Raw genomic sequence first — 18666 nt, 5'->3', positions numbered from 1 at the left:
TGGCACCCAAATGCTTGTTCATTCCGCTACCGATGTATCCACGACGACCCCGGCCATCCGCACGATGGCGCGGCCGCGGGAAGCGTTCCCAACCGTGGGCCTGAAGGCATGACGCGAGCCGGCGGAAATGGCGTCATGCGGCGGGCCGGCACGATCGATGCGGAGGTGGGATAGCCATGCCTGCCGCTTCGTCGGATCTGCGTAAAGAATTGAACGGCGCCGAAGAGAGTGGACCCGAGCACGACGCCCGGATTTTTGGCGAGGTGACGGACCTGTTCCTGTCCAATGTCGGCCGTCTCGGCGACTCCCAGATCGCAGCCGTCGATGGCGTCCTCGCCCACCTCGTCGCGCGGGTGGAAGCCGCAACCGTGATCCAGCTCAGCGAGGCGCTCTCCACCATCGAGCGGGCCCCGCGCCAGACCATCCGCCAGCTTGCGTTCCACGAACAGCCCCAGGTGGCCGCGCCGGTGCTGAGAAACTCCAGCTGCGTTTCGGAAGCAGACCTTCTTGAAATCGTCAAAAGCCGTAGCCAGCAGCACCTGCTGGCGATCTGCGACCGGAAGACGCTCAACGAAGCGCTGACGGACGCGCTGATGAGATTTGGCGACGTCAACGTCTCCAACGCGCTCGCCCGGAACTCGGGTGCGCGTTTCTCCGAATGCGGCTACGCGACGTTGGTGGGGCGGGCGGAGCGTGACGAAGGGCTGGCGGAAAAGCTCGGCGTTCGCCTGGACATTCCCGGCAGCTTGCTGCGGGAGCTCATTGGCAAGGTTGCCGACGTGGTTCGCGCGCGATTCCTGACGGCGCCGCGAGCTGTCGTGCGGGAGAAAGCCCAAAATTCCGCCGCGGCCCCCGCCGCACAGGGCGGCGCGGCCCGGAAGGCGATCGACTACACCCAGGCGCAAAGCGAGGTCGTTGCGCTCAATCGCACCGGCAAGCTGAATGATTCGATCGTCAACCGGTTTGCGGTGAGGGGCGAATACACCCACGTGGTCGCAGCCCTTGCCTTGAAGGCCGACGTCAAGGTCGAGGCGATCGAACCCTTGCTTGAACCCGACCGGGTGTATGGGCTGATCGTCGCCTGCAAGGCCGCCCGGCTGAGCTGGTCGACAACGACGATGATCGTCCGCAACCGGCCGGGCTGTCCGCCGTCCACCGACCGGGAACTCGAACAATGCGTCGCGGTGTTTGAGTCGTTGTTGCTGTCGGTGGCGCAATGGACCATTCGATGGGGGTCGGATCGGATTCTTGCCAAGAAGAATGAGCCTGCTGCGGCGCCGGCGGTGGGCAAGAAGATGAGCCAGCCTGCTTGACGCCGGCTTTGCCGACGCGCGAAGGCTGCATCGAAGGTTCCTGGAAAGCTCTTGTAAAGCTCTTGTAAAGCTCTTGGCCCCTTGACTCCATCCTGACTGGATTTGAAATTGCCTGCGGTCAGGGCGTTGATGAGAAGCCGGATCATGTCCGGTTACGGAAGCGCGCGCTTGGTCCGATGGTGATTCTTCTTTCTCGATCCAAAGACTCAACGCAGAGGTCGCCATGAAACGCTATCTGATCTTCGGAGCGATCGGCCCGTTCGTCGGCGGGTTTTTGATGCTGTTCGCGACCACGATGGCCTCGGGCTACTGGAATGAGACCAGCTGGTCGGAGATCGGAAAATTCCTCGGCGCGTTCGTCAAGACGCTGCAGTACAGCTATCTGTTCGGCATCGTGCCGGCGCTGATGGTCGGTGCCATCGACGACATTCTCTATCACGTCAAGCGGATTTCTCCCGCAGTACGGATGCTGATCCTGGGCGCCATCGGCTTTGCCGCCGCCTCGCTGCTCTATGGCTCACGCGGGCCGGATACCGGCGTGATGCAGTTTGTGCTCTATGGCGTCGGCGGCCTGGTGCCCGCGATGCTGTCGTCCTGGCTGACGCACAAATACGCCGACACGCCGCAGGCGGCGCATTCGACCTGAACGATAGAGCGCAGGATGGGAGGAGCCAACGGGCTCTCTTCCGTCGTCCCTGCGAACGCAGGGACCCACAACCACCGGCCGCAATTGGTTTTGCGAGGTATTTGTTATCTTGTCTTTTCCAGCAATAACAGCCGCGGAGTATGGGTCCCTGCGTTCGCAGGGACGACGACCCGCCTGGACCAGCCGACGCTGCAACAAAAACGGCGGACCTTTCGGTCCGCCGCTCATGCGCAATGTGATTGCAATACGCTTACGTGAAAAAAGCCCCGAGCCGCTTCAACCGTGGTTGAGGCTTGAACTATAGATTTTTTTCGCGGCCGATCTATCCGGTAAATGCCGGGGTCGGGGCGTTGCGCAAGGCGGCGGACTTGCTGGCGCATGCCGCCGAGCGGCGCATCAGCGACATCGCCTTCACGTGCGGCTTCAACGACCTGTCCTATTTCAACCGCTGCTTCCGCCGCCGCTTCGGCCTGACGCCGACGGCGGCGCTAATACGCAGTGATAATTTGACGCAACTTGTACCTCGCATTCGCATTACCATCTGATGGCCATGTCAAACGACGATATCTATACGCCGCACCGTTCAGGCTCCGGGCAGTCTTCCCGGACGCGCGCGCCCGGGCGCGGCCCGGTCATCGACCAGGAGGGGCGCGAGCTCCCCGAGGCGAACCTGCACACGCAGTTCGAGGGCTTGCGGTTCGATTTCGGCCATTCCGCCGCCAATCCGTTCGGCGATCTGACGCGGGAGCAGCGGCTGGCGCGGCTTGATGCCATCGCCAAACTGCTGGACGTGGCCTTCATCGTGCCCGGCACCAAATTCCGCTACGGCATCGATGGGCTGATCGGCCTGATCCCCGTGGTCGGCGACATCATCACGACGGCGATTGCGCTGTGGGTGGTGCGCGAGGCGCGCGCGTTGGGCGCGCCCTGGCACATCACGGCGCGGATGCTGGGCAATGTCGCGGTTGACGGCGTGGTCGGCCTGGTGCCGGTCGCGGGCGACGCCTTCGACGTCATGTTCCGCGCCAACGTCCGCAACGTGCGCATGCTCAAGCGCTGGCTCGACAAGCAGCCGCGCTGACGCATGACGCTGGAAAAGATGTCGCCAAAAAACATGCCCTCGGAGATGCTCCGAGGGCAGTCGATTTATCGATGCGGAATGTCAGGCCGCGTCGGCCTTGTCTTCGGCGCTGGCGGGCGCACGCGGACGGCGCGGCAGCGGGAAGGCTTCGCTTTCATAGAGCGTGCGGATGCCGCTCTGGTCGAAGCGGGCTTCCTCGACCTGCAGGTAGGCGCCATTCAGCGAGTCCGCCGGCAGCTCCTCGATCGCGAAGCGAACTGCTTCCGCCGCGGTGCCAAAACGCCGATAGGCGAAACCAGCCCGCTTCTTCTTGCGGATCGCGGCGGGAAACAGTTCGGCGGCGGTGTTGTAGCTGAAGGGACGCATGGACGGTGACCTCAATCTTTTTCGGCTCTTGCGTGTGAGCAATGGGGATTGGATGACGGTGGGCCACTATGGCGGGGCCGCGCCGTGCACGTCATTTCAGGTCCCAATATAAGCTTCTTTGACGGAAATGCGACCCCTGAAGCCTGACATCGGGGGTGATGATGAATCCACGCATGGCTGCGTGGAACACAAATTAATTTAAGTTATTTCAATGGCTTATTAGGCTTATAGCTTGCCGAGCAGGAGCAGGATGAGAAGCACGATTAAAATCACGCCACCGAGGCCCATCGTGGAATGGCCGCGGCCGTAGCCATAGCCGCCGAACCGGCCGGAGAAGCCGCCGAGGAGGAATATGATCAGGATAATGACGAGTATCGTTCCAAGCGACATGGCGCGCTCCCCGAAGGCCCGCGGGCGCCCCCCAAGACGTCCCCGCGGCCCGGATCAAAGCATATTCCAAGCCGCAAGTCCTTGGTCGGTCCGCTGAAACTCACACCGTCATTCCGGGGCGATGCGAAGCATCGAACTACGATGTGCAATTGCACATCGGAGAATCTCTTCCGGGTCTGGTCCTTCGGACCATCCCGGAATGACGGCTACGCCGTCATTTCTTCGTCTCGTCGATCGGCAGCACCTTCAACGGCGTCGCATAGGGCTCGACGCGAAGGCTATCGCTGGCGATCAGGCCGATCTTGTGCAGCGGCGCCTGTTCGAGATCGCCGCCGGCGGATTTGCGCACCGCGTATTGCCACGCGCTCATCGAGCCCTTGGCGACCAGCATTTTGGCGACGCCGCCGGCGTTCTGGCCTTCGATCTGGGCAAGGTCGCCCTCGCTGATCCCGATCACGATCTCGTCCTTGGCGGTGATGATTTTGAACAGGGAGACCTTGTCGGCGGCAAAGGCAGGCTGGATCACGACGCTCTCCATGATGAGGGCGGCAAGCCCCAGACCGCACAGCAGACGTTTGGAAATGTGCATTTCGAAATTTTCCTTGAAGTTTGCGCGCCGGGCAAACCGGGAAAAGTGTCCCACCAAACAAAATCCCCGCGCGACCAGCCCTTGGTCGCGCGGGGATTGGAACAAGTTCGACCTCTGCTGAAACTATTTCGGCTGCAGCTTCAAGGCCGCCGAGTTGATGCAGTAGCGCAGGCCGGTCGGGCCGGGGCCATCGGGGAAGACGTGGCCGAGATGGCCGTTGCATTTCGAGCACAAAACTTCAGTGCGGACCATGCCGTGGCTGACATCGCGCTCCTCGTCGACATGGCTGTCCACGGCGGGCGCTGTGAAGCTCGGCCAGCCGCAGCCGGAGTCGAACTTGGCGTCGGATTCGAACAGCGTCTGGCCGCAGCCGGCGCAGGTATAGGTGCCCTTGCGGTGCTCGTGCTCATATTCGCCGGAGAACGGCCGCTCGGTCGCCTTCTCGCGCAGCACGGCATACTGCATCGGCGACAATTCCTTGCGCCACTCGGCCTCGCTCTTGACGACCTTGCCGGACGTTTTGGTGTCGGACATTTAGCCTCCTTAATTGCTAGCCTTTCAATTGGTGCCCTTGGCGTTGCTCACCAGCGTCGGCTTCTCGATGTAGTTCTCCGTAAAGATCTTCTTCAGGTTCTCGACCTTCGGAATGTCGTTGAAGGCAATATAGGGCTGGTTCGGGTGCAGCGTCAGGTAGTCCTGGTGATAGTCCTCCGCCGCATAGAACGCCTGCAGCGGGCCGACCTTGGTCACGATCGGCTTCTTGTACACCTTGGCGGCGTTGAGCTGGGCGATATAGGCCTCCGCCACCTTCTTCTGTTCGTCATTGGCGGTGAAGATCGCCGAACGATATTGCGTGCCGGTGTCCGGGCCCTGGCGGTTCAATTGCGTCGGGTCGTGCACGACGGAGAAAAAGATCTGCAGGATCTTGCCGTAGCTGATCTTCTTCGGATCGTATTTGATCTCGACCGCCTCGGCGTGTCCGGTCGTGCCGGTGCCGATCATGGTGTAGTTCGCGGTCATCTTGCTGCCGCCGGAATAGCCGGACACCGCGTTGAGCACGCCGGCGGTGTGCTGGTACACGCCCTGCACGCCCCAGAAACAGCCGCCGGCGATCACGGCGGTCTGGATGCCGTCGGCCGCCTGCACGTCGAGCGCGGGCGGGGGAATGATGACGGCTTCCTCCGAGGCGCGCGAGGGGCTGATGGCGACCGCGGCGATGGCCAGCGCGCCGATGGCGGCAGCGCACAGCGACAGGCTGAGATGGCGAGGGGACATGGTTTCCTCTTTCGGCAATGGTTGGGGGCAGTCTAGAGCGGGATCGGCGTTTCGCAATCGGCTCAGTTCTCTCCGATGCCCAAGATACGGCGCTGCTTGCGGATTGTTACGGCGTGCGCCACACGAGTTCGTGAATAAGGCCATTTGCCCAAGCATTTAGAGGGGGCGCTTGACCGGTGCGGGCCTCCCTTTCCACAATGAACCGCTGGTCGCGCCCCGCGACCAAAATCCATGCGCCGGAGCGTTCTGCCGATGTTGCGGGCCTTATGGCTGGGTCTCGTCATGCTTGCCGCCACCGGCCCCGCGCGGGCCGCCGGCGATATCGACACCTGCCGGAATTCCACGGCGGAACCCACGGCACGCCTGGCGGCCTGCGAGAGCGTGATCGCCGACGAGAAGATCACCGGCGCGTCCCAGGCAGCCGCCTTCTGGTATCGTGGCGACAGCCTGGTGAAGAAGCGCGATTACGATGGCGCGATCGCGGCGTTCACCGCTTCCCACGAGATCGCGCCCCAGAATATCAACGTCATCAACGCGCGCGGCATCGCCTACAGCTACAAGGGCGACGACGAGCGTGCGCTCGCCGACTACGATTTGTGCCTGCAGTTGCGTCCGACTTACGGCAGTGCCTACAACAACCGCGGCCTGATCTTCATGCGCAGGGGCGAACTGCAGCGCGCGCTCGATGAATTCGACTTGGCGGTCAAGCATATCTCCAATGATCAGAGCCGCTACCTGCACCATTACAACCGGGGCCGCCTGCAAGGGTTGATGAAACGGTACGACGCTTCGCTTGCCGACTTCGCCGAGGCGCAGAAGATCAATCCCGACGGTCCGCAAGTTCCGGCCTACCGGTGCATTACCTACACCGGCATGGGCAGGTTCGATGATGCGATCGCCGACTGCAATGCGGCGCTGGCGAAGTCACCGAACAATGTTTACGGACTGACCAGCCGCGGCAATGCCTATCTCGGCAAGGGCAATCTCGACGCCGCCCTCAGCGATTACGACCAGGTGCTCAAGATCAATCCGAACTACGTTCGCGCCTATGTCGGCCGCGGGCAGCTTTTCGAGAAACGCCGTAACCTCACCGCCGCACGCGCCGACTATCGCTCGGCCGCCAACGCCGTGGCGGTCCGGCGCGAGGACATCGACACCACGCTGGCGCGCGCTGTCGCCAAGGAACGGCTGGAAGCCTTGCTGGGCACGGCCGCGCCCGCGGGCAAGGCTTCGTCGTCGACGCCACAACCGGCCGGGCCGCGCAAGGTCGCGCTGATCATCGGCAACGGCGCCTACAGGAATGTTGCCCCGCTGGATAATCCACCGCGCGACGCCAAACTGCTCGCGTCGACCTTTCGCGAACTCGGCTTTGTCACGGTGACGCTGGCGCCGGATCTCACCCGGGATAAATTCTTCGCCACCCTGCATGAGTTCGGCATGGAGGCGGAAAAGGCGGATTGGGCTGTCGTCTATTATGCCGGTCACGGCATGGAGATCGGCGGCGTGAATTATCTGATCCCGGTCGATGCCAGGCTGAAGGCCGATAACGATGCGGAGACGCAGGCGGTTGCGCTGGAGCAGGTGATCGCATCCGTGGCCGGCGCGCGGAAACTGCGGCTGGTGATGCTCGACGCCTGCCGCGACAATCCCTTTGAAAAGACCATGCAGCGGACGATTGCGCTAAAACTGGTCAACCGCGGTTTTTCCAATATCGAGCCGGAAGCCGGCTTCATGGTGGTCTATGCCGCCAAGCACGGCGAGACCGCGCTCGACGGCGATTCCCTCAACAGCCCGTTCGCCACGGTGCTGGCGCGCGTCATCAAGGAACCGAAGATCGAGGTGCGCAAGCTGTTCGACATTGTCCGCGATGATGTCTGGAAGGCGACCAATCGCACCCAGCAGCCGTTCACCTACGGCTCGCTGCCGGGGCGCGAGGATTTTTACTTCGTGGCGGGGAAGTGACGCGCCAGCGTCATTCCGGGATGGTGCGTAGCACCAGACCTCAGATGCGCAATTGCGCATCGGGGAATCTCGAGATTCTCCGATGTGCAATTGCACATCGTAGTTCGATGCTTCGCATCGCCCCGGAATGACGGTGTCTACACCACCACGCTCAGCCGCTTCGCCGCGCGTGTAATCCCCGTGTAGAGCCATCTTGCCCGGCTGTCCTGGAACGCAAAGCTCTCGTCGAACAGCACCACGTCGTCCCATTGCGAGCCCTGCGACTTGTGCACGGTGAGCACGTAGCCATAGTCGAACTCGTCATAGGGCTTGCGCTCCTCCCACGGGATCGCCTCGATACCGCCCTCGAAGCAGTCGTGGCGCACCGAGACCTTGGTGACCTTGTGGCCGAACTCTTCGTCGGGCGAGAGCCGCATGGTCAGGATTTTTGATTTCGCTCGCGGTTGGGTGCGCGACTTCACCCGCCACAGCCCGCCGTTGAACAGGCCTTTCTTGCGGTTGTTGCGCAGGCAGACCAGCTTGTCGCCGGCCACCGGAAAGGGGTCCTCGATGTTCTGTTTCTGGCGAACGCGCATGTTGTAGGCGCGGCGGGTGTTGTTGCGGCCGACCAGCACCTGGTCGGCGCCCATCACGCGATTCGGATCGAGTTCGCTGCGCGGCACCACCTCGCTCTCGCCATGGCGGCCGATTTCGAGTTCGCGCCCCTCGCGGATATCCATCGACATTCGCACGATCGGATCGTCCTGCGCCTGGCGATGCACCTCGGTCAGCATCGCGTCGGGCTCGCAGTCGGTGAAGAAGCCGCCGCCCTGGATCGGCGGCAATTGCGCGGGATCGCCGAGCACGAGCAGGGGACAGTCGAATGACATCAGGTCGCGGCCGAGTTCGGCATCGACCATCGAGCATTCGTCGATCACGATGAGCTTTGCCTTGGAAGCGGGCGCGTCGTCCCACAGCTCAAAGCTCGGCTGCTCGACGCCGGATTCCTTGGCGCGATAGATCAGCGAGTGAATGGTGGAGGCGTTGTCGCAGCCCTTGTTGCGCATCACCAGCGCGGCCTTGCCGGTGAAGGCGGCATACTTCACCTCGCCATCGACGCCTTCGGCGATGTGCCGCGCCAGCGTGGTCTTGCCGGTGCCGGCATAGCCGAACAGGCGAAACACCGGCGGCGTGCCGCCCCTGCCGGGCTTGGCCTTCAGCCAGTCGGCAACGGCCTTCAGCGCGGAATCCTGATGCGGCGTGAACGAGGTCATGGGGCCCAGATGGAGAGCAGAGCGGGCGGTGAGGCCGCGACTCAACGGAAGCGTAAAGCTAACCATTCGCGCGCTCCATGCAAGGCTGCTTCCGCGCCACGGAATTGCTGTTTCGCGGTCGAGGCTGGACTTGGGATGCATGGCGAATACACTGCCTGAAAACAACAAGCGGTCCTTGGGAGGCGTCATGAAATTCGGCATCTTTTACGAGCTGCAACTGCCGCGCCCATGGGGAGAGGGCGACGAGCTCCGGCTCTACCAGAACGCGCTGACCCAACTCGAGACCGCCGACCGGCTTGGCTATGACCACGCCTGGGTGGTGGAACATCATTTCCTCGAAGAATATTCGCACTCGCCCGCGCCGGAATCCTTTCTGGCTGCGGCCAGCCAGCGGACCAAAAATATCCGGCTCGGACACGGCATTTTTCAGCTCACCACCAACCATCCCGCCCGGGTCGCCGAGCGGGTTGCGGTGCTCGATCTCCTGAGCAACGGCCGCTGCGAATTCGGCATGGGCGAAAGCGCGTCGATCACCGAGCTGACGCCGTTCGGCCGCGACATGGAGACCAAGCGCGAGGTGTTCGAGGAGGCTGTCGCAGCGATCTTTCCGATGTTCACGAAAGTCGGCACTGAGCATCATGGCAAGTATTTCGACATTCCCCTGCGCAACGTGGTGCCCAAGCCTGTCCAGAAGCCGCATCCGCCACTGTGGATGGCGTGCTCGCAACTGCCGACCATTGAGCGCGCCGGCGAGAACGGCTTTGGCGCGCTCGGCTTCCAGTTTGTCAGCGCGGAAGCGGCGCATGCCTGGGTGCACGCTTATTACAACGCGATCACCAAGCGCTTAAAGAAGCTCGCCGATTACGTGATCAATCCGAACATGGCGCTGGTCTCGTTTTTCATGTGCGCCAAGACCGACGAGGAGGCGCGCGCCCGCGCCGATGGCGCCACCTTCTTCCAGTTCGCGCTGCGCTATTACGGCGCGGCGCAGAATCGGCAGCGCCCGGACCCGGGCACGGTCAACATGTGGGACGAGTACAACAAGTGGAAGCGCGACAATCCGGAGGCGCAGGAGGCGGCGCTGCGCGGCGGCCTGATCGGTTCACCGGAAACCATCCGAAAGAAGCTGCGGCGTTTCCGCTCCTCCCATATCGACCAGGTGATCCTGCTCAACCAGGCGGGCAAGAACACCCATGAGCATATCTGCGAGTCGCTCGAGCTGTTCGGCAAGGAAGTGATGCCGGAATTCCAGAACGACCCCGAGCATGACGCGTGGAAGAAGGGCGTAATGAGCGGGGCCATTCAGCTCGAAGAGATCGACACCGAGGCGTTCAGGGATCGTTACGGCAAGCTCGCAGTCAACGTCGCGCCGGCGCAGAAAGTGGCGGCGGGATAGTGGTTGGGCCGGTGCCCCACGGTGTGTTAGCCTAGCGAAGGCTCAACGTGGTGCGACTGTCTGATGAAGCGATTGGCGACCTGGGTATTTTACGGAATCGGCGCAGTCGCGATCGCTTATCTCGCGCTGTACGCCTATGCGGTCTTTACCGGGCGCGACCTGCAGCCCGGCGATCCCATTCGCATCTTTCGCAAGCCCGACGCGCCTAGTTATTCCGGTGTCTCAACGTCATTGCGAGCGTAGCGAAGCAATCCACCTCTCCGCCTGTGGCGCTATGGATTGCTTCGCTACGCTCGCAATGACGGCGAGGGTCTTGCTTAACCCGCCGCGACAAAACGCTGATGCTCACCCGCGCCTGCGGGCGTGATCGGTATCCCGCCATCGGCATATTCGTTCAGCTTGTTGCGCAGCGTGCGGATCGAGATGCCGAGGATGTTGGCGGCATGGGTGCGGTTGCCGAGGCAATGCTTGAGCGTCTCCAGGATCAGATCGCGCTCGACGTCGGCCACGGTGCGGCCGACCAAAGCGCGGGTGACCTGCTCGGCGGCGAAGGTCGCGTGCGCCACCGCCGGCGCGGTCTTGGCGAGGTCGAGGCGGTCGCCGTCAGGCGTCAGGATCGCGTCGGCGCCGATCTCGTCGCCCTGCGCCATCAGCACCGAGCGGTGGATGGTGTTTTCCAGCTCGCGGACGTTGCCCTGCCAGCGGTTGGAGGTCAGCACCCGCCGTGCGTCGGCGGAAATCGGGCGCAGCGGTACGCCGTTGGCGTCGGCATATTTCTTGGCAAAATGCTGCGCCAGTTCGAGGATATCGGCCGGACGGTCGCGCAGCGGCGGGATCTTCAGATTGACGACGTTGAGGCGGAACAGCAGATCCTCGCGGAAAGTGCCTTCACGCACGGCGTCGGCGAGGTTGCGGTTCGAGGTCGCGATGATGCGGATATCGACCGGCACCGGCTTGGTGCCGCCGACGCGGTCGATGACGCGCTCCTGGATGGCGCGCAGCAGCTTGGACTGCAGGCGGACGTCCATCTCCGAGATTTCGTCGAGCAGCAGTGTGCCGCCGGTCGCTTCCTCGAACTTGCCGATGCGGCGGGCGACGGCGCCGGTGAAGGCGCCCTTCTCGTGGCCGAACAGTTCGGACTCCAGCAGATGCTCAGGGATCGCCGCGCAATTGATCGAGATGAACGGCCGCTTGGCGCGGGTCGAGCGCGAGTGGACGTAGCGCGCCAGCACTTCCTTGCCGGTACCGGATTCGCCGGTGATCATCACGGAGGCATCCGAGCCTGCGATCTGCTGCGCCAGCTTGATCACCTTGCCCATGGCTTCGTCGCGATAGACCAGATCGCGTGAATCGTTGGCGACGGCGGCGAGCACCGCGGCGATCAGTTCCGGATCGGGCGGCAGCGGGATGTATTCCTTGGCGCCGGCGTGGATCGCAGCGACCGCAGCGCGGGCGTCGTTGGAGATGCCGCAGGCCACGATCGGCACGTGGATGTGCTCGGCTTCCAGCCGCATCACCAGGTCGCGGATGTCGAGGGCGACGTCGACCAGCAGGAGGTCGGCGCCCTTGCCGCCGCGCAGCACGGCCATCGCCTGTTCGATTGCCTCGGCGTGGGTCACCGATGCGCCGTTTTCCATCGCGATCTTGGTGGCGGTCGTGAGTTGGCCCTTCAAGGTGCCAACGATGAGAAGCCGCATTTTTTATCTCCTGTTCGTCTGTTCGCGCCGTTCGCGGCGCGTGTCGCCAAAATTGTTAGCTGCGTTCCGCCTTGATGATTTCTGTCATGGTGACGCCGAGCTTGTCTTCGACCAGCACGACCTCGCCACGCGCCACCAGGCGGTTGTTGACGTAGATGTCGATGGCTTCACCGACGCGGCGGTCCAGTTCGAGCACGGTGCCGGGGCCGAGCTTCAACAGCTCGCCGACGTCCATCTTGGAGCGGCCGAGCACGGCCGAGACCTGCACCGGCACGTCGAACACGGCTTCGAGGTCGGCCGCGATGCGCGAGGCCTGTTCGTCCTCGTTGTAGGCGAGATCATCGATCGGCGGGGCGTCCGCGGCGTTGAGATCCGGCAACGGTACCTGTGCGTCGGTATCACTCATGGTTCAATCCTCATGGCCTCTACGTTCCGGCCTGATCGCGGGACGCCAGATAGCGCCCGACGAGTTCGCTGATCTTCGCTTCGATGACCGCGCGTTCCAGCACCACGCCACCGTCGGCCCATTCGATCCGGCAGTCGCCGGTCGCAATCCCGGGCTCGGCCAGGATCACCAGCCGGCCCTCGAAGCCGCTTTGGGCTGCCCGCCGTTCGATGTTCTCGCGGGCGGCCTCGTAGAGCTGGTCGTTGATGCGAACGACGAGATGCGGGGTGGCAACCAGATGGGAGAAGCAGTCGCTGACCAGCGCCATGATGTCGCCAAGCGGCTCGCGGGCAACCAGTTCGCTGCACAGCTTGCGCGCCACCGCGACCGCGACTTCGACGGCCTCGGTCTCCATCCTGGCCTCGATGCCGGAGAAACGCGTGGCGATGCCGCGGATGGTGATGCCGATCTCTTCCAGCGCCAGCGCCGCGCGGCGGTCGCTCTCCACCCTGGCCTCGTGCTGGGCCGCCTCGTAGCCTGCGCGGTAGGCGCGTGCCTCGGCCTCCGCGACCTTTTGCGCGATCTCGGCGGCCGTGGCGGCACGCTCGCGCGTCCTGTCGGGCGCCGCGAAGTCCGTGTCGAACAGGAATTTTGCGGGTGCGGCCATCAGTACACCAGCTCGTCGTCGGCGCGGTTCTTGGTCAGCGTGATTTCGCCCTTGGCGGCCATGTCCTTGGCGAGGTTGACGAGCAGCGCCTGCGCCTCGTCGACGTCGCGCAGCCGAACCGGTCCCATCGCCGCCATGTCGTCCATCAGCATCTTGCCGGCGCGCGACGACATGTTGCCGAGGAAGAAGGCACGTACCTCCTCATTGGCGCTCTTCAGCGCGATGCCGAGCTTGGCCTTGTCGATATTACGCATCAGCGTCTGGGCCGAGGCGGAGTCGAGCTTGATGAGGTCGTCGAAGGTGAACATCAGCGCCTTGATGCGCTCGGCGGATTCGCGGTTTTCCTCTTCCAGCGAGGTGATGAAGCGGGTTTCGGTCTGGCGGTCGAAATTGTTGAAGATTTCGGCCATCACCTCGTGGGCGTCGCGGCGGCGGGTCTGCGACAAATTGGACATGAATTCGGTGCGCAGCGTCTGCTCGACGCGCTCGATGACTTCCTTTTGCACCGCTTCCATCTTCAGCATGCGGCCGACCACGTCGAGCGCGAGATCTTCGGGCAGGATCGCCAGCACGCGTGCGGCGTGCTCCGGCTTCAGCTTCGACAGCACCACGGCAATAGTCTGCGGGTATTCGTTCTTGAGGTAGTTGGCGAGCACCTCTTCCTGCACGTTGGAGAGCTTCTCCCACATGTTGCGGCCGGCGGGGCCGCGAATTTCGTCCATGATGCCTGTGACGCGCTCGGACGGCAGATATTGCTGCAACAGCCGTTCGGTGGCGTCGAAGGTGCCCATCAGGGCGCCGGATGCCGACATCCGCGAAACGAATTCGAGCAGCAGGTCTTCCACGACATCGGCCTCGACGGTGCCGAGCGTCGACATATGGATCGACAGTTCGCGCACCTCGTCGTCAGCAAGGAGTCCCCAGACCTTGCCGCCATATTGTTCGCCCAGCGCCAGCATCAGGATGGCGGCGCGCTTCGGGCCGCTCAACGGCTTGCCCTTGGGCCGGGCGTTCTGACGGCTCGCCAGCGCCGAGATGACGGTGGTGATGTCGTTGGCATTGTTGGTTTGCGGTACGGCCATGTCAGGTCACTCGGCGGGTTCGCTGAGCCATTGGCGAACAATGGAAGCGGTCTCGTTCGGATTTCGTTCGGCCAGTTCGCCGACCCGGTGCACGGCCTGCGCGTGGACCTGGCCCTGGACCTGGGCGACGTCGATCAATTGGGCGGTGCCGCTGTTGCCGGCGATCAGCGCCTGCCCGGGCCCGAGTTCGGCTGTGCCGTCGGTCAAAGCCGGCGCCGGTTCGGCCAGCGCGGGAATGACTTCGGCAGCCAGGATGCGCTTGACCAGCGGGCGGATCACCATGAACAGCACCACCAGGCCGAGCAGCATCATGACGCCGAGTTCGATGACATACATGACGTCATCCTTGGTGAACTGCAGCATGCCGAGAAGGCCGGTCGGCTCAACGACCGCAGGCACGGTCGGCGCTTCGGCAAAGCGAAGATTGACGACCTCGACCTGGTCGCCGCGCTTCTGGTCGAAGCCGATCGCCGAGCGGACCAGGGTGGCGATGCGGTCGAGCTGTTCCTTGTTGCGGTCCTGATAGACCATTTCGCCTTTTTCGTTCTTGGTATAGGCGCCGTCGACCAGCACCGCGACCGAGATCCGGTTGACCCGTCCGGCCTCGGTGACCTCGGTCTTGGTGGTGCGGGAAATCTCGTAATTGTTGGTCTCTTCGCTCTTCTTGCTCTGGTCGCGGGCCGCAGGCCCGGTGGTGTTGGTCTGGTTGCCGGGCAGTTCGTTGTTAACCGTCACCTGGCCGTTGTTCTCGGCGGTCAGCGAGGATTCCTCGCGGGTCTGGGTGGAGCGCAGCACGCGGCCCTCGGGATCGAACTTGTCCGAGGTCTGGGTGACCTTGTTGTAGTCGAAATCGGCGGTGAGCTGGACGCGGGCGCGGCCCTGGCCGACCACCGAGGAGACGATCGCCTCGACCTCGTTGCGCATGCGCTTCTCGAACGCCGTGCGGCGCTCGTCGCCGACCGCGTTATCGGAGTCCTTGCCGGCCCCGTCGGCCAGCAACCGGCCGGCCTCGTCGACGATCGATACCCGCTGCGGCTTCAGCCCGTTGACGGCGGAGGCGACGACATGGCGAATAGCGCGGATCTGCTGGGGTTCGAGGCTGCCGCGCACCCTCAGCACGATCGAGGCCGACGGCTCCGGCGTTTCGCGCGAGAACAGCGGCCGCTCCGGCAGCACCAGATGCACTCGGGCCGCCTGGATGCGGTCGATGGCGCGGATGGTGCGGGCGAGTTCGCCCTCCAGTGCGCGCAAATGATTGATGTTCTGGACGAAGCTCGTGGTGCCGAGGGCGTCCGATTTGTCGAAAATCTCGTAACCGACGCCGCCGCCCTTGGGCAGATTGCTTTCGGCCAGCTTCATCCGCAGCCGCGTGACCTTGTCCTTCGGCACCATGATGACGGCGCCTTCGTTGCGCAGCTCGAAGGGAATCGCCTGGCGTTCCAGATCCTTGATGATGCCGGAGGAATCTTCGGCGGAGAGGTCGGTGAACAGGGTGGTCATCTGCGGCGTCGTGACGCGCATGATGACAAAGGCGAAGAAGCCGAGCAGCGCGGTCGTCACCGCGACCATGGCCATCAACCGTGACGCGCCCAGGCCTCTCAGGAAAGCAACGAGACTTTGCACCAACCGCCCCCAGGGGATTCGGTCCCTGGGACCGACTGGGCAATTATTGCCTAGGGGATGGTTTCCATATGGTTAACAGCCGTTAAAGCCGCCACGAATAGTTCCGGCATGAAAAAAACCGGCTTCGCAAAACGGAGCCGGTTTTCATCAAATCTTTCGGTTCGGGAGAGTTTACTGCCGATATTGCTGGATCCGGGTGGTCCGGAGACCTGCCAGACCATGCTGATCGATGGAAAACTGCCAGGACAGGAATTCGTCGACCGTCAGGGTATAACGGCTGCAGGCTTCCTCGAGGGAGAGCAGGCCGCCGCGGACCGCTGCAACGACCTCGGCCTTGCGGCGGATAACCCACCGTTTCGTGCCGGGCGCGGGCAGGTCGGCAATTGTCAACGGGCTGCCGTCAGGCCCGATGACGTATTTTACCCTCGGGCGATGGGGTTCTGTCATGGCGTACTCACAAACTCTCAACCACTGAACTCACCATGACAACCTACGCCCCGCGGCTTAAAAATTGCCTAAGCCTACGGCTTCAATACGAATCTCCTTGAAAATGACGGAAAATGCGTCCGCCCGGGTTCCCTGTGACGCTTTTGCGTACAATCAGGGGTTGCCGGGTCGGAAGTGACGGATCTAACGATGCGAGTGGTGGGTGCGCTAGCTGGAGGTGGTGGTCGGACGGACCACCCGCTTGATCTTGTCGGTGGTATAGTTTTGGCCGCCGATCGAGAGCAGCGGCGGGGAGGCGCTGAGATCGACTGAATCGACGATGCCCTGGACCTCGGTGGAGATTGCGACGCTGTTGCCGGAGCTGTCCTTGCCGGTGGCGGTCATTGTGTAGGTGCCGGCCGGCCACTGGACGCCGTCATTGCCCTTGCCATCCCAGATGAAACTCGAGCCTGCCTTCGTCAGCGGAAAGTTGCCGGTATAGGCCGTCTGTCCCGTCGAATCGGTGATCGTAATCGTCGCGGTGATGTCTTTGTCAGGTTGGAAATTCCAGGTCGCGGACTTGTCGAACTGTGCCTTGCTGCCGTCGACGGCAACGGTGTTGCCGACATAGACCAATGCTTGGGTCGCCTGCGCGCTTTTTTCGATGTCCACCAGCGCCTTCAACTGGTCATTCGACCTGAGCTGCTGCTCGACGCCGGCGAATTGCACGAGTTGCTGGGTGAACTGGTTGGTGTCGAGCGGATCGAGCGGGTTCTGGTTCTGGAGCTGCGTGGTCAACAGCGTCAGGAAGGTCTGGAAATTATCCGCAATCCCGGTCGTCGCCGTCGAAGCCGTCTTGTTGCTGGTGGTGCTGTTGCTGGTGCTGGTTGCCGAAGTGATCTTCGTCGGCATGGTTGCATCGACTGCCATGGCGCTCTCCGTTAAACTCTGATATCGACGCCGCCGCTCGAACCGAGCATGCGGCCATAGCTGCGGCCGGCGACGGCAGCAGGAACGCTGTCCTCTTCGCTGACAACAAGGCGATGGGCGTTGGGGTTGGACTGGTTGCCGTCGTTCTGCCCCTGCGAGGATTGGTCGCGCAGGCTGAACTGCAATCCGCTAGTGCCGGTCGAGAGCCCGGCATTGTCGAGCGCGCGCTGCAACTGGTTGGCGTCCTGACGCAGCATCGACAGCGTTTCCGGCCGTTCGACGGTCAGATGCGACGTCATCTGGCCGTGGCGATCGATATCGATGCGGACATCGATGCGGCCGAGTTCTGCCGGATCAAGCCGGATTTCGAAGCGGGTCTTGCCGCTGTTGGCGGAAGCGGCGATTTCCATCGCAAGCCCGCTCAGGGGCACCGCGGCGCTTGTAGCTGCGGTTGCGGTGAGTTGAGCCGCGGCGGCGGGGGCGGTCGAAGCAGATGGTTGCTGCGTCTGGATCGCGCCGGCCGCCTGCAGGCCGTTGCCGGAAGAATTCACCGGCGTTTGGCCGACATCCGCGATCGTTGAATGCGCGTTGGCGTGGGCGGCCGGTGGCGTGGCAGCGTTGCCGGACGCGTCGGCCTTCACGGTCTCCGCCATGCCGTTCTCGGCTTTCGGCTTGCCCACGGCTTCCGTCTGCGGTGTGGCGGAGGGAGCGATGGTGCCTGCATCTGTCGTTGCGGTTGCGGAGGCGTCTGCCATGCTGGTTACGCCGTCCTGCTCGCCGGCAGTCGCTGCGCCTTCCTTCGCGACAACAGGGTTCTTGAGCTGAACGAAGGGTTTCGATGCCGCGGGCGTCGCCGCGACCGCTGCAGCGGCCTGCGCGATACCCGTGGTGACGGTGGTGTCGGCAGAAGTGGCCGCCGTGCTGACGGCCTGGCCCACGACGCCTTGCGGGTTGATCCTGGTGCCGGCGCCTTCAGGTGCGGGGATGGCCGGAGCGGTCTCGCTCGCCAGCGAAGCCGACGCGGCCATTGCTGCGGCGGCGATGGCAAGCGGCGCCGTCGCCTTGTCGGCTGCAGGCGTCGCGGAAGCCGTTGCCACCGGCACGGCAGCAGTGGCATTGGCGATGGCGTCGACCGCCACCACGGCCGTTCCATCCTGCGCCACCTCGGTCTGATCCTTTGCTGCAGCGTCGTCGCCGGAAGATACCTGCTCGGTTTCATTGGACTTGCCGGACTTCGGCGCATCGGACTTCGATTTGGCCACGCGGGTCGTTTCGGCCTTGCGGGCCGTATCGTCGGCTTTGGCGTCGTCGCGTGTCTTCATCGCGGCGCCGCGGTCGTTGGAATCGTTGCCCGCGGCTTTATTAGATGCAGCCTTGTCCGACGCGGCACTGCTGTCGCGCGCGCGGTTGTCGGAAGCTGCATGCGAATCGTCAGAGCGGCGCGAGGCGGGCGCTGAGTCCTGGGCGCGATTGTCGTTTTTGCTGGCGGCCGCATTGCTGTCGACCAGCATCGCGAAACTGTCGTTTCCGGCTGATTGACCGGAATCGGCCCGTGCGGACCTTGCCTGCGCGCCCTGAAAAGATG

20 protein-coding genes and 1 pseudogene are annotated in these 18666 nt (G+C 63.4%); 7 read left to right on the top strand and 14 right to left on the bottom strand.

Going from position 1 to position 18666, the window contains the following annotated elements:
* Positions 1–176 precede the first annotated feature (176 nt).
* The 4 genes and pseudogenes from V1294_RS34495 to V1294_RS34480 all read left to right on the top strand — a co-directional run bounded on the left by V1294_RS34495 (position 177) and on the right by V1294_RS34480 (position 3040).
* Entirely contained in the window at positions 177–1313 is a 1137-nt protein-coding gene (locus V1294_RS34495; protein ID WP_334484972.1) for a DUF2336 domain-containing protein, read from the top strand.
* 223 nt (positions 1314–1536) lie between these two features.
* Positions 1537–1959 carry a DUF5413 family protein gene (locus tag V1294_RS34490; RefSeq protein ID WP_334503577.1) on the top strand — a complete coding sequence of 141 codons (423 nt, stop codon included), beginning with the start codon at positions 1537–1539 and terminating at the stop codon, positions 1957–1959.
* A 350-nt stretch (positions 1960–2309) separates the two neighbouring features.
* Positions 2310–2504, top strand: a pseudogene (locus tag V1294_RS34485) (helix-turn-helix domain-containing protein); the annotation flags it as partial.
* Entirely contained in the window at positions 2504–3040 is a 537-nt protein-coding gene (locus V1294_RS34480; protein ID WP_334503575.1) for a DUF4112 domain-containing protein, read from the top strand. The pseudogene V1294_RS34485 and the gene V1294_RS34480, both read left to right, overlap by 1 nt.
* Positions 3041–3121: 81 nt before the next feature.
* Here V1294_RS34480 and V1294_RS34475 read toward each other — a convergent pair whose 3' ends face one another.
* The 5 genes from V1294_RS34475 to msrA all read right to left on the bottom strand — a co-directional run bounded on the left by V1294_RS34475 (position 3122) and on the right by msrA (position 5660).
* The gene (locus V1294_RS34475; protein ID WP_108521386.1) at positions 3122–3406 is read right to left on the bottom strand and encodes a hypothetical protein; all 285 of its coding nucleotides are present in this window, start codon (positions 3404–3406) and stop codon (positions 3122–3124) included.
* Between the two features lie 225 nt (positions 3407–3631).
* Entirely contained in the window at positions 3632–3796 is a 165-nt protein-coding gene (locus V1294_RS34470) for a DUF3309 family protein (protein WP_108521384.1), read from the bottom strand.
* Between the two features lie 214 nt (positions 3797–4010).
* A complete protein-coding gene (locus V1294_RS34465) occupies positions 4011–4385 on the bottom strand; it encodes a hypothetical protein (protein ID WP_334503574.1) in 375 nt (124 codons plus the stop codon).
* Between the two features lie 123 nt (positions 4386–4508).
* Positions 4509–4919 carry a peptide-methionine (R)-S-oxide reductase MsrB gene (gene msrB, locus V1294_RS34460; RefSeq protein ID WP_108521379.1) on the bottom strand — a complete coding sequence of 137 codons (411 nt, stop codon included), beginning with the start codon at positions 4917–4919 and terminating at the stop codon, positions 4509–4511.
* Positions 4920–4943: 24 nt separating this feature from the next.
* A complete protein-coding gene (msrA, locus tag V1294_RS34455; protein WP_334503571.1) occupies positions 4944–5660 on the bottom strand; it encodes a peptide-methionine (S)-S-oxide reductase MsrA in 717 nt (238 codons plus the stop codon).
* 252 nt (positions 5661–5912) lie between these two features.
* On the opposite strand from msrA, the gene V1294_RS34450 reads away from it, so the two are divergent.
* Positions 5913–7622, top strand: a complete 1710-nt coding sequence (locus V1294_RS34450) for a caspase family protein (RefSeq protein ID WP_334503569.1) — start codon at positions 5913–5915, stop codon at positions 7620–7622.
* Between the two features lie 137 nt (positions 7623–7759).
* Here the strand turns inward: V1294_RS34450 and V1294_RS34445 are convergent, their stop codons facing one another.
* Positions 7760–8875 carry an ATP-dependent DNA helicase gene (locus V1294_RS34445; RefSeq protein ID WP_334504937.1) on the bottom strand — a complete coding sequence of 372 codons (1116 nt, stop codon included), beginning with the start codon at positions 8873–8875 and terminating at the stop codon, positions 7760–7762.
* Positions 8876–9062: 187 nt separating this feature from the next.
* Here V1294_RS34445 and V1294_RS34440 point away from each other — a divergent pair, with 187 nt between their 5' ends.
* The gene (locus V1294_RS34440) at positions 9063–10271 is read left to right on the top strand and encodes an LLM class flavin-dependent oxidoreductase (protein ID WP_334503567.1); all 1209 of its coding nucleotides are present in this window, start codon (positions 9063–9065) and stop codon (positions 10269–10271) included.
* A gap of 63 nt (positions 10272–10334) precedes the next feature.
* The gene (locus V1294_RS34435; RefSeq protein ID WP_334484955.1) at positions 10335–10514 is read left to right on the top strand and encodes a hypothetical protein; all 180 of its coding nucleotides are present in this window, start codon (positions 10335–10337) and stop codon (positions 10512–10514) included.
* A 74-nt stretch (positions 10515–10588) separates the two neighbouring features.
* Here the strand turns inward: V1294_RS34435 and flbD are convergent, their stop codons facing one another.
* The 8 genes from flbD to V1294_RS34395 all read right to left on the bottom strand — a co-directional run bounded on the left by flbD (position 10589) and on the right by V1294_RS34395 (position 18592).
* Positions 10589–11968: a sigma-54-dependent transcriptional regulator FlbD gene (flbD, locus tag V1294_RS34430; RefSeq protein ID WP_334503565.1), complete on the bottom strand. Its 1380-nt coding sequence runs from the start codon at positions 11966–11968 to the stop codon at positions 10589–10591.
* A gap of 55 nt (positions 11969–12023) precedes the next feature.
* A complete protein-coding gene (gene fliN / locus V1294_RS34425) occupies positions 12024–12374 on the bottom strand; it encodes a flagellar motor switch protein FliN (protein ID WP_108521346.1) in 351 nt (116 codons plus the stop codon).
* Positions 12375–12393: 19 nt separating this feature from the next.
* On the bottom strand, positions 12394–13020 hold the full coding sequence (locus V1294_RS34420) for a FliH/SctL family protein (protein ID WP_334503561.1): 627 nt from the start codon (positions 13018–13020) through the stop codon (positions 12394–12396).
* Positions 13020–14102: a flagellar motor switch protein FliG gene (gene fliG / locus V1294_RS34415; RefSeq protein ID WP_108521341.1), complete on the bottom strand. Its 1083-nt coding sequence runs from the start codon at positions 14100–14102 to the stop codon at positions 13020–13022. The genes V1294_RS34420 and fliG overlap by 1 nt, the downstream gene beginning before the upstream one ends.
* 6 nt (positions 14103–14108) lie before the next feature.
* Positions 14109–15725 (bottom strand): flagellar basal-body MS-ring/collar protein FliF, encoded by a 1617-nt coding sequence (gene fliF, locus V1294_RS34410; protein WP_334503559.1) that lies wholly within the window; start codon positions 15723–15725, stop codon positions 14109–14111.
* A 171-nt stretch (positions 15726–15896) separates the two neighbouring features.
* Entirely contained in the window at positions 15897–16172 is a 276-nt protein-coding gene (gene sciP / locus V1294_RS34405) for a CtrA inhibitor SciP (RefSeq protein ID WP_002714638.1), read from the bottom strand.
* Positions 16173–16379: 207 nt separating this feature from the next.
* Positions 16380–17081 (bottom strand): flagellar hook assembly protein FlgD, encoded by a 702-nt coding sequence (locus V1294_RS34400; RefSeq protein WP_334503558.1) that lies wholly within the window; start codon positions 17079–17081, stop codon positions 16380–16382.
* 11 nt (positions 17082–17092) lie between these two features.
* On the bottom strand, positions 17093–18592 hold the full coding sequence (locus V1294_RS34395; RefSeq protein WP_334503556.1) for a flagellar hook-length control protein FliK: 1500 nt from the start codon (positions 18590–18592) through the stop codon (positions 17093–17095).
* Between the last annotated feature and the right edge of the window lie 74 nt (positions 18593–18666).

It is taken from the genome of Bradyrhizobium sp. AZCC 1678, from assembly GCF_036924765.1.
Taxonomy (GTDB): Bacteria; Pseudomonadota; Alphaproteobacteria; order Rhizobiales; family Xanthobacteraceae; genus Bradyrhizobium; species Bradyrhizobium algeriense.
This window is presented reverse-complemented; position numbering and strand designations above follow the sequence as displayed.

Bases quoted from the DNA above. Each gene is read 5' to 3' on its own strand.
- V1294_RS34495 (WP_334484972.1), top strand. From the start codon at position 177: ATGCCTGCCGCTTCGTCGGATCTGCGTAAAGAATTGAACGGCGCCGAA.
- V1294_RS34490 (WP_334503577.1), top strand. From the start codon at position 1,537: ATGAAACGCTATCTGATCTTCGGAGCGATCGGCCCGTTCGTCGGCGGG.
- V1294_RS34480 (WP_334503575.1), top strand. From the start codon at position 2,504: ATGGCCATGTCAAACGACGATATCTATACGCCGCACCGTTCAGGCTCC.
- V1294_RS34475 (WP_108521386.1), bottom strand. From the start codon at position 3,406: ATGCGTCCCTTCAGCTACAACACCGCCGCCGAACTGTTTCCCGCCGCG.
- V1294_RS34470 (WP_108521384.1), bottom strand. From the start codon at position 3,796: ATGTCGCTTGGAACGATACTCGTCATTATCCTGATCATATTCCTCCTC.
- V1294_RS34465 (WP_334503574.1), bottom strand. From the start codon at position 4,385: ATGCACATTTCCAAACGTCTGCTGTGCGGTCTGGGGCTTGCCGCCCTC.
- msrB (WP_108521379.1), bottom strand. From the start codon at position 4,919: ATGTCCGACACCAAAACGTCCGGCAAGGTCGTCAAGAGCGAGGCCGAG.
- msrA (WP_334503571.1), bottom strand. From the start codon at position 5,660: ATGTCCCCTCGCCATCTCAGCCTGTCGCTGTGCGCTGCCGCCATCGGC.
- V1294_RS34450 (WP_334503569.1), top strand. From the start codon at position 5,913: ATGTTGCGGGCCTTATGGCTGGGTCTCGTCATGCTTGCCGCCACCGGC.
- V1294_RS34445 (WP_334504937.1), bottom strand. From the start codon at position 8,875: ATGACCTCGTTCACGCCGCATCAGGATTCCGCGCTGAAGGCCGTTGCC.
- V1294_RS34440 (WP_334503567.1), top strand. From the start codon at position 9,063: ATGAAATTCGGCATCTTTTACGAGCTGCAACTGCCGCGCCCATGGGGA.
- V1294_RS34435 (WP_334484955.1), top strand. From the start codon at position 10,335: ATGAAGCGATTGGCGACCTGGGTATTTTACGGAATCGGCGCAGTCGCG.
- flbD (WP_334503565.1), bottom strand. From the start codon at position 11,968: ATGCGGCTTCTCATCGTTGGCACCTTGAAGGGCCAACTCACGACCGCC.
- fliN (WP_108521346.1), bottom strand. From the start codon at position 12,374: ATGAGTGATACCGACGCACAGGTACCGTTGCCGGATCTCAACGCCGCG.
- V1294_RS34420 (WP_334503561.1), bottom strand. From the start codon at position 13,020: ATGGCCGCACCCGCAAAATTCCTGTTCGACACGGACTTCGCGGCGCCC.
- fliG (WP_108521341.1), bottom strand. From the start codon at position 14,102: ATGGCCGTACCGCAAACCAACAATGCCAACGACATCACCACCGTCATC.
- sciP (WP_002714638.1), bottom strand. From the start codon at position 16,172: ATGACAGAACCCCATCGCCCGAGGGTAAAATACGTCATCGGGCCTGAC.
- V1294_RS34400 (WP_334503558.1), bottom strand. From the start codon at position 17,081: ATGGCAGTCGATGCAACCATGCCGACGAAGATCACTTCGGCAACCAGC.
- V1294_RS34395 (WP_334503556.1), bottom strand. From the start codon at position 18,592: ATGCTGGTCGACAGCAATGCGGCCGCCAGCAAAAACGACAATCGCGCC.